At 36.8% G+C, this 15,450-nt stretch carries 8 protein-coding genes; 7 read left to right on the plus strand and 1 reads right to left on the minus strand.

The annotated features are described in order from the left end of the window. Positions 1–111 precede the first annotated feature (111 nt). Positions 112–2,184: an alpha-ketoacid dehydrogenase subunit alpha/beta gene (locus tag KTV93_RS11365; RefSeq protein ID WP_218249085.1), complete on the minus strand. Its 2,073-nt coding sequence runs from the start codon at positions 2,182–2,184 to the stop codon at positions 112–114. A gap of 248 nt (positions 2,185–2,432) precedes the next feature. On the opposite strand from KTV93_RS11365, the gene KTV93_RS11370 reads away from it, so the two are divergent. From KTV93_RS11370 to KTV93_RS11400, 7 genes are all read left to right on the plus strand, one after another. Next, positions 2,433–3,650, plus strand: a complete 1,218-nt coding sequence (locus tag KTV93_RS11370) for a site-specific integrase (protein WP_218249086.1) — start codon at positions 2,433–2,435, stop codon at positions 3,648–3,650. 238 nt (positions 3,651–3,888) lie between these two features. Continuing rightward, entirely contained in the window at positions 3,889–4,785 is an 897-nt protein-coding gene (locus KTV93_RS11375) for a hypothetical protein (RefSeq protein WP_218249087.1), read from the plus strand. Between the two features lie 70 nt (positions 4,786–4,855). After that, on the plus strand, positions 4,856–5,209 hold the full coding sequence (locus tag KTV93_RS11380; RefSeq protein WP_230259160.1) for a helix-turn-helix domain-containing protein: 354 nt from the start codon (positions 4,856–4,858) through the stop codon (positions 5,207–5,209). A gap of 119 nt (positions 5,210–5,328) precedes the next feature. After that, positions 5,329–7,509, plus strand: a complete 2,181-nt coding sequence (locus KTV93_RS11385; RefSeq protein ID WP_218249088.1) for a virulence-associated E family protein — start codon at positions 5,329–5,331, stop codon at positions 7,507–7,509. Between the two features lie 346 nt (positions 7,510–7,855). After that, complete coding sequence (locus KTV93_RS11390; protein ID WP_218249089.1) at positions 7,856–12,706, plus strand: DEAD/DEAH box helicase; 4,851 nt, start codon at positions 7,856–7,858, stop codon at positions 12,704–12,706. An 81-nt stretch (positions 12,707–12,787) separates the two neighbouring features. Next, positions 12,788–14,650, plus strand: coding sequence for a hypothetical protein (locus KTV93_RS11395; protein WP_218249090.1), 1,863 nt, complete (start codon positions 12,788–12,790; stop codon positions 14,648–14,650). Positions 14,651–14,857: 207 nt separating this feature from the next. Next, positions 14,858–15,427: a hypothetical protein gene (locus tag KTV93_RS11400; protein WP_218249091.1), complete on the plus strand. Its 570-nt coding sequence runs from the start codon at positions 14,858–14,860 to the stop codon at positions 15,425–15,427. The last annotated feature ends 23 nt before the right edge of the window (positions 15,428–15,450 follow it).

Raw genomic sequence — 15,450 nt, forward strand, 5'->3', positions numbered from 1 at the left:
ATTCTTCCCGCGCCCCGGATAGCAATGGAAATCCTTTTTTTTACTCCGGCAAATACGTTGGCAAAAAAAGATTGTAATGGATAGCCGGAAATGTGCGCCAAAAAAACAGTTTTACTGAGTCAGAATTTCCTTGATTTTTGCAGAAACCTTTTCTGCGTTGGGCAACATCTCTTTTTCTAAAACCAAGTTGATCGGAACTGCAGGCAGATCCAGTGAACCCATAGCTTCGACGGGTGTATCGAGATAACGGAAACAGTTTTTGGAAATACGGTGTGCAAAAGCTTCCGCAAAGGAATTATTGAGCTGCTCTTCGGTCAAAACCAAACATTTTCCGTGAAGTTTCACCCTTTCGAATACTAAATTTTCATCCAGCGGAATCAATGTCCGCAAGTCGATGATTTCAACTTTTCCTTCATGGTTTTTAGCTGCTTGTTTTGCCCAGTAAACGCCCATTCCGTAGGTTACAACCGCCATGGTTCTCCCTTTTTCTGTTTCTGATTGATCTGCTTGAAGAAGAATATTTCCTTTTCCTAAAGGCAAAATATAATCTTCGGCAGGTTCTATGGTTTTAGCGTCTTCGGTGCCTGGAACTTTACTCCAGTATAAGCCTTTATGTTCAAGCATCACGACCGGATTAGGGTCATAATAGGCCGCTTTCAGCAATCCTTTAAAATCTGCAGCATTGCTTGGGTAGGCAACTTTAATTCCTTTAATGTTGGCGAGTATGCTTTCGATACTTCCACTGTGATAGGGACCCCCGCCGCCGTAAGCTCCAATAGGGACACGGATGATATTGCTCACCGGAAATTTTCCGTTGGATAAGTAATTTGATTTTGAAATCTCTGTAATCAACTGGTTGATGCCGGGATAAATATAATCAGCAAACTGAACTTCAACAATAGGTTTCAGTCCAACGGCGCTCATGCCAACCGTTGATCCTATAATATATGCTTCCTGAATCGCGGTATTGAAAACTCGTTTATTCCCAAACTTCTGGCCCAAAGTCACGGCTTCCCGGAAAACTCCGCCAATCCTTTCGCCGACATCCTGACCATATAATAAAGCTTCCGGATGTTTCCACATGATTTCCTGAATCGCGTGAATGGCAGCATCTACCATGACTATTTTTTCCTGGCCTTTCGGTTCACGTTCCCCCACTTCTTCGGTAATAGGCGTAGGTGCAAAAACATGGTTTTTTACAGTATCTGCTTTTGGATCTTCCGCAGCAATCGCTTTTTGGAATGCCTGTTCGGCTTCGAGTCTTGCTTTCTTTTCAATCTGTTTCAAAAGATCCTCGCTGATTCCGTCTTCTGTAAGTGTATTTCTTAAAATGTTTCCCGGATCTTTGGCTCGGTGTTTTGCCAGATCTTCTTCATCGCGGTAAAATTCGCGACGGACGCCGGAAGTGTGGTGGCCAATTAATACAGTCTTTGCACACACGAGCATTGGTTTTCTTTCTGTACGAACAAAATCAACCGCTTTTTTCATGGCTTCAAAACTTGCCACAAAATCAGTTCCGTCTACCCGCATTCTGTTCAAACCAACAAAACCTGCAGCAAAATCGTAGGCATCTGAAGTACGGGCTTCTTCCTTGGTTACTGAAATTCCCCACTCATTATCCTGTACAAGAAAAATAATAGGGAGCTGATGAAGGGCCGCAAACTGAAAAGCTTCTGAAACTTCGCCTTCTGTAACTGAATTATCCCCGAAACTGCAGACTACAACAGGATTGTTTTCGAAAGTCTTTAAACTAAACTCCTGAATATATTTGATGCCCTGCGCAACTCCTGTTGTTGGTATGGCCTGCATGCCTGTTGCCGAACTTTGGTGAATGATTTTCGGTAGATTTTCTTCACGGCTGGAAGGGTGAGAGTAGTAAGAACGGCCGCCTGAAAATGGATCATCAGCTTTTGCCAAAAGCTGTAACATCAAACGGTAAGGTTCAAAACCAATTCCCATCAGTATACTTTCGTCACGGTAGTAAGGCGAAACCCAGTCATCTTTGGTCAGTTGATAAGCGGTGGCAAGTTGAATCGCTTCGTGCCCGCGTGAGGTGCTGTGGACGTATTTCGTGATGTTTCGGTTTTCTTCATAAATGTCTGCCATAGCCTTGGCAAGCATCATGTGGTGGAAAGCCTTTAGTAAAATCTCTTTTGAAACGTTGTGCTTTGTGCGAATTTCCATATTGAACAAATATAAATATTTTTCTCTGCATTGCCTTACTTTTCGCTCAAATAGTGATGAATAGGGTTTTTTTATTATTCTATTATGTATTCTGAAGTAATTGAAAGTATCGTAATTAAGAGTTTGTTGTACCACTTGTTATACCTTTCAAGTAGATTTTGCCGCCAGAAATCAGCCCTATTTTTCCTAGATGTTGCGAAAGATTTGAAACAATTTTTCGTAAAAAATAACTCTTAAATTTTATTACAATGGCATCATTAAAACTTATCCTAAAGACTCAAAGCGAGGACAAAGCTGGGAATTCCCCCTTGTACATCAGAGTAATCCAGAATCGTAAAACAAAATTTATTTTTACTGGAATCAAGCTTAATAGAAACCAATGGGATCAGGACCGGCAGAAGGTTCGAAAAAACTATCCAAATTCAACCAGGATGAATGCGGTGTTGGCTCAGAAAATTGCGGATGCAAGCATTATGGCTTTGGAAATTGAGAAGAAGACTAAAAATGTTACCGCATACGAAATAAAAAAAGCTTTAAAGGGAGAAAACGGTACAAAATTTTTCCCATATAAAGACAAGGTTTTTAAACAACAATGTAGTAAGTGGTCTGAAGACACATTATACAATTACATACAATGGATAGAAAAGTTTTCTAATTTCGTTCAAAATGAAAATCTTTTGATAAACGAAATTGATGTTCCCCTTATTAAAGATTATGTTCATTATATGGAGTCAGTACTTAAAAATAGTGGTGTAACTGTTAAGTCGTGTTTGACGCCTTTATCTATGATTTTTAATTCTGCTATTGACGAACAGTTGGTAGATAAAAATTCATATCCCTTTGATAAAATCAAAATTAAAATGGAAAGCGCAACTAGAAGATCCCTCAATATGGACGAATTCGAACGCTTGAAAAACTATTCTCACTCACATGGTAAGAAGGGTCAATTATTTCAGAATATGTTTGTGTTTGCAGTTTCAGCAGCAGGTTTTCGATACAGGGATTGTGTTTGTTTGAGATGGAGTGAAATTAATTTGACTGAGGGAATTATTGAAAGAAAAATTAATAAGTCTGGTAGAGTACATCGCGTAAAAATTGGTCCTACCGCAATATCGATATTAATGAAGTATTATGATGTAAGCGGCGAAAAGGACTCTTTAGTATTTCCGGTTATTTCAACTGAAATTTTTGATAGATCATCAGCAGAAGAGAAACGAAAATTAATTTGTAATTCTAACGTCCTCTGTAATATCCACCTTCGCCAGATAGGAAAAAATCTCGGTTTTCCATTTAATCTTCATTTTCATTTAAGCCGCCACACCTTCGCAACTCATGCATTGAATAATGGGATGCGTATAGAATATGTGAGCAAGCTTATGGATCATACAAAAATTTCAACCACTCAGATTTATGCTAAAGTCATGAATGAGGAACTTGATAAAGCTGTAGACCAGTATATCATATAAATTTACAATCCCAAAAAAATATCCGATTTAAAATCAGGTATATAATAAATAGAATCACTCCAAATTATGGGGTGATTACTTTTATATGCATTCAATTTACTATATTCGTTTTAACACAAAAACGATGAAAAATATATGAATATTTGGCTATTCATGAGGGTATTTTTGTCAATTAACAAAACATAACAGGAAACTGTTTAAACATTAACAAATTTAACTTGAAATAACCAATAACGTTATGGCGCATCCCCACAAGCTCCTTGAAACGGTAAATTTTCCACAATTAACAACACGTACCCCCTCACAGGCAATAAGTTCCCAATTCGACATCATTCATTCGGATGCTCGGGATTGTAACGAATACTGCCAGCAGTTAATAAATAAGGCGTTCGCACTAAAGCATTCTGAATTTTGTGATTTCCTTACCCATCATTGTGATTTTGCTGATGACAGTATGACCTGGATCAATAAGTTCGAAAAACTGCTTACGGTTAATGCTGAACTTTTCGTCGGGAAGTGCGCTGAACTTCGACTGATTAAATTGATAAGTTGCCTGGAAGGTAAAAGAAATTCATTGAAGTCTCAGCAAGCAGCACCCGGTCTCATGGGACTGAATAGAACGAATATCAACGCATTGTCAGAAGATCGTCACTTTTCATTTGTTGAGACTAAGCAAAGTGTTGAAAGAATGCAGTCTGAAAATGCTAAGATTCTTTTCCTTACTTCTGAGATTCTGGAATATCAGGAAGCAGATATCATAATGCATAATAAAAAACTGTGCGATTACGATATCTCATGCGAGAAACTGATTAAAAAAATCAGAACCCTGTCTCAGCTTAAAAGTGAATTGCAGGTAGAAATTTCCAATACTCATAAACCAGATGGTACTAAAGAAAAAATCCGTCTAAACGGTCCACAGAATATTCTAACGAATGCAATTAAGCAGATGATGTTTGAGCTTAAACCAACAGGTCATGCGTACTTACAGGGTAAGATAGGGGACATGGCTACATTCATTTGCGATAACTTTGCAGATGAAGAAGGCAACGCACTTTCCTTTGATACCATCCGAACATATCTTTCTCCAACCAGAAATGATAAAGATCCGAACTTGGAGAATCAGGTAAAATTCTAGTCTCATTTTTAAACATCTGTTTATTTTTTCAAAACATTGATTAGTAATACATTACAAATAACTTAGTCTCATGAGACCAAATGAGACCAATGAGACTTTAAGCTTCTTTTTTCCTTTGCTCCATAATCTTAAAACAAATATTATTATGGAAGCAACGACATTCACTTCAGATCAGATCGACGAGCTAATTATCAAAATTGAAAATCTTTTGGTGCAGCTCGAGAAGAAAACTGCATCCCCCCAACAATCTTTTATAGACAACAAAACCTTTCTCCAAATTATGGGCGTTTCTCAGAGAACCGGTCAGGCGTGGCGCGATGAGGGTAAAGTGGCCTTCTCACAGGTAGGTAATAAGATCTACTATAAAATGGAAGATATTGAGAAATTTCTTGCGGAGTACCATAACAAAGCATTTGCTAAGTAGTATTCTTCGTTTTCCTTTCTATTGTTCCCAGAGAGCCCATGCTTATGCTTTGGGCTCTTTTCGAAAACTTTAAAAATCCTTGCTGCCACCCGGCACCTAACATCTAACATCCAACACTCATGAAATCCACCATATTCAAAAACTTTAATGAAGTTGTAGAACAGAAGGACATTCTGAAAATTCTCGACGATATCAAAAACGGAACCTACCGCAATGCCATCACTTACCTCCGGAAATCCCTTACTGAAGACAAAAAAGAAGCTGCAGAAAGAGCCAAAAAATCACTTCCGGCATTCACACCCTCAGCAACCTTTAAAGGCGGTAGAAAAATGGAATTCCTGTCAAATTACAATGCTTTAGTAGTTCTGGACATCGACAAGATCACCAAAGAAAAGCTTACCGAATCTAAAGAAAACCTGCAGAAAAACGAATTTGTATTTGCGGTATTCACAAGTCCATCGGGAAACGGACTGAAAATATTTGTGAAGGTCAGTACCGGGAAAACCGAACACAAAGAAACATTCTTAAAGCTTCAGGAGTACTTCGAAAATCTTTTGCAGCTGGAAATCGACAAATCAGGCAAAGACATCACCCGACTTTGTTTCTTTTCCTACGATCCTGAACTGTATCTGAATGAGAATTCAAAAGAATTTTCGGTGACTGAACCACAAGAACAACCTGAGATAAAACCGCCTGCATCAGAACCCAGCATCCAGAACCCAACACCCATCAATTACGATGTACTGTACCATCACTGCATCCAGTTCACCGAAAAGAAATATCAGTTTATTGAAGGCAGCCGCAATTACTTTGTTTTCACTCTCGCCAACAACCTGAACAGAAAAGGAGTTCCCGAATCCTTAGCCCTGGGCTATATCCTCGCCGATTACGACTACAACACCCAGGAAGTAATGACCGCTGTAAAAAGCGCATACTCAAATACCTCCGAACATGCTACCGATGACTATCAGCCACAAAAAAAATCCGCAAAATCTGAGCAATCTGCGAGCATAAGGAAAAATTCAGGTGAATCATCCGCGCCAACAAACCAAGAAGGAATCATGACAATAGAGGAGGAGGAAGAACCCGCCCACATCGACAAGCTCGAAACCTTCTTAAACAATCGCTATAAATTCCGTTACAATGAAGTCTTGGGGAAACTTGAATACCGGAGAGTAAACGGAAAGACCTGGAAATACATCACCGACTTTAAAGAAAACTCAATCCTGAGAGAAATCCAGAAAGCAAAAGTACGCTGCAGCATCAACTCCCTCCGGAACCTGCTTCACTCAGACTTCTGCGAAATGTACGATCCCTTCAAAGATTATTTTGAAAATTTGGTGGAATATACGGGTGATAAAGACCACATCGAAGAGCTTGCCTTAACTATCACCACCACAAAACCTGATCTCTGGAAAGAATGTTTTAAAAAGTGGTTTGTTGCTATGGTTGCCTGCGTTATCAACGAAAAGCAAATCAACCAGACAGTAATTGTCTTTTCCGGAAAACAGGGACTGGGTAAAACAACGTGGATAGAAAAGCTAATGCCTCTGGAACTGAAGCAGTATATCTTCTCCGGAACCGTAAATCCTAACAATAAAGATACGCTGATCCACCTGGCAGAGTGCATGCTTATTAACCTGGACGAACTCGAAAACCTGAACCGTACAGAAATCGGTTCACTCAAAGAACTCATCACTAAAACCCATATCAGAATGCGAAAAGCCTACGGCCACAACAACGAAAACATGCCACGCCGTGCCAGCTTCGCCGGCAGCGTAAACACCGCCCAGTTCCTTAACGACACCACCGGTTCCCGTCGCTTCTTATGCTTCGAGCTCGAAAACATCGAATACCAACATGAAGTAGATATAAATCTTTGTTATGCGCAGGCTTATAAATTGTACCAGGACGGTTTCCGCCATTGGTTCAATCAGGAGGAGATCAAAGACATCAACGCGAACAATGAACAGTACCAACTTAAAAGCCCTGAGGAAGAATTACTACTTACATGGTTTGAACCAGCCACCAAAGAAACTGCAAATAAATTCTACAACACTTCCCAAATTGCTGTCCGATTAGCAGAACTCGGTAACCTCCATGTGACAGACGGTACCGTAAATAAGATCGGTAAAGCCTTAAAGAAACACGGCTTTCAGAGATATTCAAAAAACCATGCTTATGTATATCCGGTGAAGGAATTTGATTATGATGAAGTGGATAAAAGAAACCGATCACTGCAAAGTACTGAAAAGCAGGAATTCATAACCCCAAAGCTTCCGTATCGATTCGAAAATTAGTTAAAAGTAATGTAAATAATACGGTGCAAATATCAATATGTTTTAGCGGTGCAAAATGCACCGCTTTGCGTTAAAAGGAGTGAGTAAGATAAGTAAGCACTTTTTGGCTAAAAACTTTTTTTATTTTTTTTCTGAAAAAATACTTCTTAAACCGGTGCAAATCGACGAAAACAAATCATGCCCTTTCATTAAAATACATTCTTTAGCCTTATTTTAATAAGTAAATTTCTAAACAAAAAAATAAAAATTTTCTTTTGCCGGAATTTGCTTACTTACTTACTCACATTACGGTTTCTCTTTTTTTCTTCCGTTTGCTCTTTGTATATTTAGCGTTTAAATTTCATAAATGGCAACAAGCTTTACAAAAGTTCTAGAGAAATATCGCAAAATTTCATTTTCCCAAAGAGACAAAGGGGATCGGTTCGAACGATTAATGAAAGCTTATTTGCTCACTGATCCCAAATACACAGCAATATTTAAAAAAGTTTGGATGTGGAATGAATTTCCTTCCAAAGCTGATCTAGGAGGTACAGATACCGGTATCGATCTGGTAGCCTTAACTTTTGATGGTGATTATTGGGCAATCCAATGTAAATGTTATGAAGAAAATACGGTAATCGATAAAAAAGCTGTTGACACGTTTTTATCTACATCAAGCAGATCATTCAAGAATGATGATTTACAGACCACACATTTCTCACAATGCTTATGGATTTCCACATCGAATAACTGGACCAATAACGCCACAGAATCTTTAAAAAACCAAAGACCACCTGTTTCTAGAATAAATATATACGATTTAAATCAGGCACCTGTTGATTGGGAAAAGTTAGAAAATAATATAACTGGGGAACAGGCAAGAACTAAAAAATACCCACTCAAAGACCATCAGAAAGAAGCTCTGACAAACACACACACTTATTTTAAGGAAAATGACCGTGGTAAACTTATCATGGCCTGCGGTACAGGTAAAACCTTTACATCACTTCGAATTGCAGAAAATGAAACCTCTGGAAAAGGTCTTATTCTTTTCCTGGTTCCTTCCATAGCATTACTAGGACAAACGCTTAATGAGTGGAGTGCCCAGGCGATGGAAAAAATTAATCCTATTTGTATTTGCTCGGACCCGGAAATTACCAAGAAAAAAACTAAAGTTGAGGATATCGATACTACGTCGGTAATAGATTTGGCCTTACCGGCCTCCACTAATGTGCCGAATATTATTCAGCAGTTTCATAGATTGAAATCACATGACAACGGAGGGATGACGGTAGTTTTCTCAACTTACCAATCTATTGAAGTTATTGCAAAAGCACAGGCAGAATTAGGTAAAATATTTCCTGAGTATGCGGAGTTTGATCTCATTATTTGCGACGAAGCTCACAGAACCACAGGTGCCAAATTAGCGTCAGAAGACGAATCTGCCTTCACCAAAGTCCACGATAACGAGTTTCTTAAAGCTAAAAAGAGGCTTTACATGACGGCCACCCCACGGTTATACGACCAGGAGACAAAAAGTAAAGCTGCTCAGGCAGAAGCGCTCTTATGGTCAATGGATGATGAAAAAATCTATGGTGAGGAAATCTACAGAATTGGTTTTGGGGAAGCGGTAGGAAGAAAACTTCTTACTGATTACAAAGTTCTTATTCTAACATTAAGTGAAACTGACGTGCCACCGGTTATTCAGCAAATGATATCCAATGGAGAAAGTGAAATCCGTGTTGATGATATGCCGAAGCTTATTGGCTGCATTAATGCATTATCTAAACAGGTTTTGGGCGACGAAGGTTTGCTAAAAGCTACCGATCCTAACCCTATGCGTAGAGCGGTCGCGTTTTGTTCTACAATTGCTAATTCGAAAACAATTACCCAGACTTTAAATTCTGTTTCGGATACCTATATTGATACACTTCCCGAGGAAAGCAATGTTAATACGGTTTCAGTTTCCTCAGATCATATTGATGGTACCATGTCGGCAACAGAGCGTAACAAACTCTTGGATTGGTTGAAAGACGAACCGGAAGATAATGAATGCCGTGTACTTACAAACGTACGCTGCTTAAGCGAAGGTGTTGATGTGCCTTCCCTGGATGCAGTGATGTTCCTTTCCGCTCGGAATAGCCAGGTAGATGTGGTGCAGTCAGTTGGTCGTGTGATGCGTTTATCCGAAGGAAAGCAGTACGGTTACATTATTATCCCCGTCGTCGTTCCCACCACAATAAGTGCAGAAGAAGCATTGGATGATAACGAACGGTTTAAAGTGGTTTGGACAGTTCTAAACGCACTTCGTGCTCACGATGACCGTTTCAACGCAACAGTAAACAAAATCGAATTAAATAAGAAAAAACCATCCAATATTTTAGTGGGCGGAGTCGCAACCGGTTTTTCTCCCGACGGCAAACCCTACGAGAAAGGCGCTTACGATGGTGGTTCAACTGAAGTGTTGGAAAAACAGCTGAAAATCCAGTTCGAGGAACTTCAGAATGCAGTGTTCGCACGTATGGTCCAGAAGGTCGGCGATCGCCGTTACTGGGAGCAGTGGGCTAAATCCGTTGGGGATATTGCAGCCAGACAAAAGGAACGCATCATTCAGCTCATTGTAGATTCTCCTAAACATGCTAAGGAATTCGAACGCTTCCTGAAGGGGTTACGCAAAAGCATTAACCCTTCCATAGAACAGGAACAGGCGGTTGATATGCTTTCTCAACACATCATTACAAAACCTGTTTTTGAAGCGTTGTTCGATGGATATTCGTTTGTTCAGAATAATCCCATGAGTAAATCAATGCAGAAGATGCTAGATTTATTGGAAGAACAAACAATTGATGAAGATGTTAAAACTTTAGAATCATTCTACGAATCCGTAAAAATGCGGGCTTCGGGGATTGATAATGCTGAAGGCAAACAGAAAATCATCTTAGAATTATACGATAAGTTCTTTAAAACCGCCTTCCCTAAAATGGTTGAGCAGTTAGGAATTGTCTACACCCCAACCGAAGTGGTCGATTTTATTATTCACTCCGTTGCAGATGTACTTCAAAAAGAATTTAACCGGAATATTTCAGATGAAAATGTACACATTCTTGATCCATTTACTGGTACAGGAACCTTCATTACCAGATTACTCCAAAGTGGTGTAATCAGACCGGAAGATTTAGAAAGAAAATACAAGAAAGAAATTCACGCAAATGAAATTGTCTTGTTGGCTTATTACATTGCTTCAATAAACATCGAAAATGTATTCCATGACTTAACTCCTGATCCCGATGATGGTATTGGCAAGGAAGTCTATCATCCTTTTGATGGTATTTGTTTAACCGATACTTTCCAGCTGGGTGAAACAAAAGAGGGCGAACAGTTATTTGATGAAATGTTTCCGCAAAACTCAAAAAGAGTTCAGGATCAGCAGAAAACCCCTCTCCGAATCATAGTGGGTAATCCTCCTTATTCAATTGGTCAAAAATCTGCGAATGATAATGCAAAAAACCAATCATACCCAAGATTAGATAAAAAAATTGCAACCACCTATGCAAAAGAATCGAATGCTGGCCTGAATAAATCTTTATACGATGCTTATATAAAAGCCTTTAGATGGAGTACCGATCGGTTAGATCCAAAACATGGGGGTATCATTTCTTTTGTGTCAAATGGGGCATGGTTAGATGGTAATTCTACTGATGGTTTCAGGAAATCTCTGGAAAAAGAATTCGACTCTATTTATATTTTTAACCTTCGGGGTAATGCAAGAACTAGTAATGAACAAAGAAGAAAGGAAGCAGGCAATGTTTTTAAAGAAGGTAGCAGAACCCCTATCGCAATAACTCTTCTAGTAAAAAATCCTGAAGCAAAAAGAGAGAAAGCTAAAATCTATTATAAAGACATTGGTGATTATCTTTCAAAGGATGAAAAATTAAAAATTATCTCAGAAAATAAGTCTTTCATAAATAGGGATTTAGGATTACAAGAATTACAAACAAATGAGCATGGCGATTGGATTAATCACAGAAATTCTGCTTTTGATGATTTTGTCCAATTACAACCAAATAAAAAATATTTGACATCAGAAAAAAGCTTTTTCATATCTCAAAGTTTGGGAACTGCAACTAATAGAGATGCTTGGGTTTATAACTTTTCAAAAAAAACATTAAGAAATAATATTAATAAAACTATCAATTATTACAATGAAAATTGCAATAATTTACTAACCGATAAATCATTAAAAATTAATAAAGATTCAAAATTAGGAAATTGGACAAGAGATTGGCAAAATGCAATTTCTAAAGGAAAATTATTTGTTGAAAATGAAAATGAATACAAAACCACTTTATATAGACCATTTACTAAAATAAACTCTTATTTTGATGATGATTTAAACCAAGAAAGATACCAATTGCCAAAAATATTTTCAGGTAAAAATATTGCTATTTCTGTCGTTGGTACTGGGGGAAGTAAGAATTTTTCAGTTATCATTACAGCTTTAATTCCAGACTTGCAATTAATGTCTAATGGACAAATCTTCCCACTATATTATTACGAAGAACCAAAAACAATCCAAAAAGGCTTATTTGACGATCCTAGTGAATCTGATTATGTTAGACGAGATGCAATTTCAGATTTTATATACGAACAGGCAAAGAAACAGTATGGTAAAAATGTAACCAAAGAAGACATTTTTTATTACGTGTATGGATTTCTGCATTCAAAAGATTACAGAGAAACTTTTGCTGCCGATCTAAAGAAGATGCTTCCAAAACTCCCTTTACTGGAGGATGTGAAAGACTTTTGGGCATTCTCCAAAGCTGGGCGTCAATTGGCAGCTTTACATCTGGATTATGAAGCTGTTCCTGCCTATCCTGGCGTTTCAGTAACAGAAAGCAACAATTACCAGGTGACAAAAATGAAGTTCCCTAAAAAGGACCAGAAAGACAAGATCATCTATAATAGCAACATAGTAATTTCAAACATTCCGGCAAAAGCCTATGAGTATGTTGTAAATGGTAAATCAGCCATCGAATGGATTATGGAACGCTACCAAATCACCACGCACAAAGATTCAGGAATCACAAATAATCCGAACGATTGGGCTGCTGAAGTAGGCAATCAACGGTATATTTTAGATTTACTTCTGAGTATTATTAATGTTTCCATACAGACAGTCGATATTGTAAACGATCTTCCAAAATTAAATTTTGAATAAATATTGATGCAGCATAGAGTTTACTTTTATTCTAAATATGACGGTTCTATTTTCAGCTCCTTAACAAGGATTGGAACGATCATGACAACTCTAGATCTGATAAATATTACTGACGTTAATGATATACTTGAATTGTATCAAGTTCTGATTTTTTTTGATCATAACCTATTTCCAAACACCTGGACCAGTATTGAGGTAGAAGAAAATAAATTAAAAATTCCCGCAATTAAGAAAGCTATTATTTCATTTTTCATCAATAAAAATTCTTCAACATTATATCAAAGTTACACAGAGGTGGATTTCCAGCTAAAGAATAGTTTTTGGCAAATTATTGACAAGTTTAATTTTCATCAATTAATATCATCAGAAGATTTTTCTTCTATTCTCGTTAACTGTAATCATTTAATTTCTGAAGTTTTACAGCATAAAAAATTAGTTGATATATTTAAAAATGAGATTAAGAACTATTTACTGTCACATCCAATTTTATCTGCTGAGATAATTCTGCGCGAATATGAGGAAAAAAGGGATGATAATTCATCACGACTATATTTACCTTCCACTTTAAGTTTGGCTGACAAGGAAGATATCATTTTACAATACATAAGCGCGCCGAGTCCAAACTTAAATTATTTAGATCTAATTATACATTCTAAATCTGACGATAATTTAAAATTACATGACCGTACGAAATTAAATGCAAAAAAAAGGTCGGCTCAAATTACTCAAGAATTTTTCGAACAAAATACTGGAATAACTTATGGTGTTTCAATTGTATTGAATAAGGACTCGGAAATCCCACAAGAGATTAGATCTCATGATGGTAAATTAGAAGTTACATTTGGGGGGAAATTTTTAGACAACATTACCGGCAAAACAGAATTATTTGAGTATATCAAAGAAAACATGTTTATCTTGGATAAGCTTAATTGCATTGATTTAGTGAAAAGGAAATCGGAAATATCAACCTTTGAAGGCATTTTTATGTCCTCGAGAAATGCTTATAACCCTGGTGTTTCCTTTAATCAAAAACTGATGATAATTCAAGGTTCAATACAAATGTTTCAGCTCTATTTAAAAAAAAGAGAGTTATCGCTGGAAGATCTGCTGCTACATTATGTAAACGTCGTCCTGAACTCTAAATATAAAGTCAATAAATTTCATGTCAAATTAAATATTTCTTCTGAAAGCTATTTAGATAAAATTTTAACAGCGATCCCACAAATTGATTCGCTACTTAAGCAGTATAAAATATTTGTCGAAGATGGTCATATAGACAGCGATTTATTGCAGATCAGTTCTAAGCCACTAATATTTTCAGAAATTCCAAGTAAATCTGAAAAAAAATATTATTATCCTAACCAGGACAAGCTTTCGAAAATTTTCAACAATTTCTTTGCAGAAATTGGTATTTTTTATCATCCCGAGTTGTTTAATAGTGAGTATGATAATTTCTATAGTTTTCTTATAAAAAATGATGTTCGTGTTGCTCAATTTGATGACTTTCAACAACGTGGTCTGGAAGAATTAATAGAAGAAAATTACCTCTTTATTGATGATAATGGTTTTCTACGAATTAGAAACGAGGCTTTCTTCGTTACCCTTCACGTCTTATACAAATTTGAGGTAGTAAATTATTTCTCTTTACATTATTTACTTCGACCATCGATGGAAATGCTTAATAATTTTGAGATGGTTACTCATGAGAAAAAATTATTTACAAAAGGGGAAAGTGATTTATTGAACTTTATCTTAAACAAATCGCGTTTTACAGATGGCTATGATATTCGTAACAAATATATGCATGGTACAAATCCTTTAGATGAAGAAATCATAAAAAATCACTATAATATTGTTTTAATGGTTTTAATAATGATAGTTTTTAAGATCGAGAACGATTTAAAAGCATCGCAGCCTAAACTCATACTCACTTTAGAAATATAAACTTATACAATAAAAATTTATCTTTTCATGGAAACCGCAATACGCACAATCAGGAAAATTCAAGATTGGAACGAAACTGAAATACAAAAAAGAGCTGACTATTTGTACAACCAGGCAATAAAAATCTGGCAGGAATAAAATTAATCTGCTAATTCAAATCTTACATTGCTCTCTCACATCAACGAATACATAACTCAAAAAAATCTTATGAAACAATTATATTTATTACTCCTTCTGATGCTACCTGCTTTACATTTATATAGTCAAAATTCTAGTTATGCAAAATGCATCGCTGAAAGTGCAGAATTACCTTTGCAGAAAGTCAAAGACCAGATTAAACAGAAAAAAAATCTACAAGACCTTAAGGTTTTTAGTGCCGAACAGACAGTACATCTGGAAACGTGGTCAAACATTAAGAATGTCTGTCACAATTCGTACGGTGATCACCCAGATTTTAAAGAAGCAGATTTATACAATAGGTTTTTTAGTTCTATTGGTGCCAAGACAATGTATGATCCATCGGAAATTAAAAAAATCGCTCCTGAAATTATTTCCCAGTATATATGCCTCAAGAAAAACTATGGTTTACGCTATGATATTGAGCCAGAATTTTTATCCGAGAAAGAATATTATAAAAAATACGCGGACACTGCAACTAATTACAATCCGACGCAGTATTCATTTATGCAGAGTCTAATGAATAGTAACTATGACTATCGTCTGCAGGTACAAAAGAAAATGTCCAAATGCATTTCAAAAAATGATGTGGATTGGTAATTATTGTTTTTTGGTTTGATACA

Source organism: Kaistella faecalis, from assembly GCF_019195395.1.
GTDB lineage: Bacteria > Bacteroidota > Bacteroidia > Flavobacteriales > Weeksellaceae > Kaistella > Kaistella faecalis.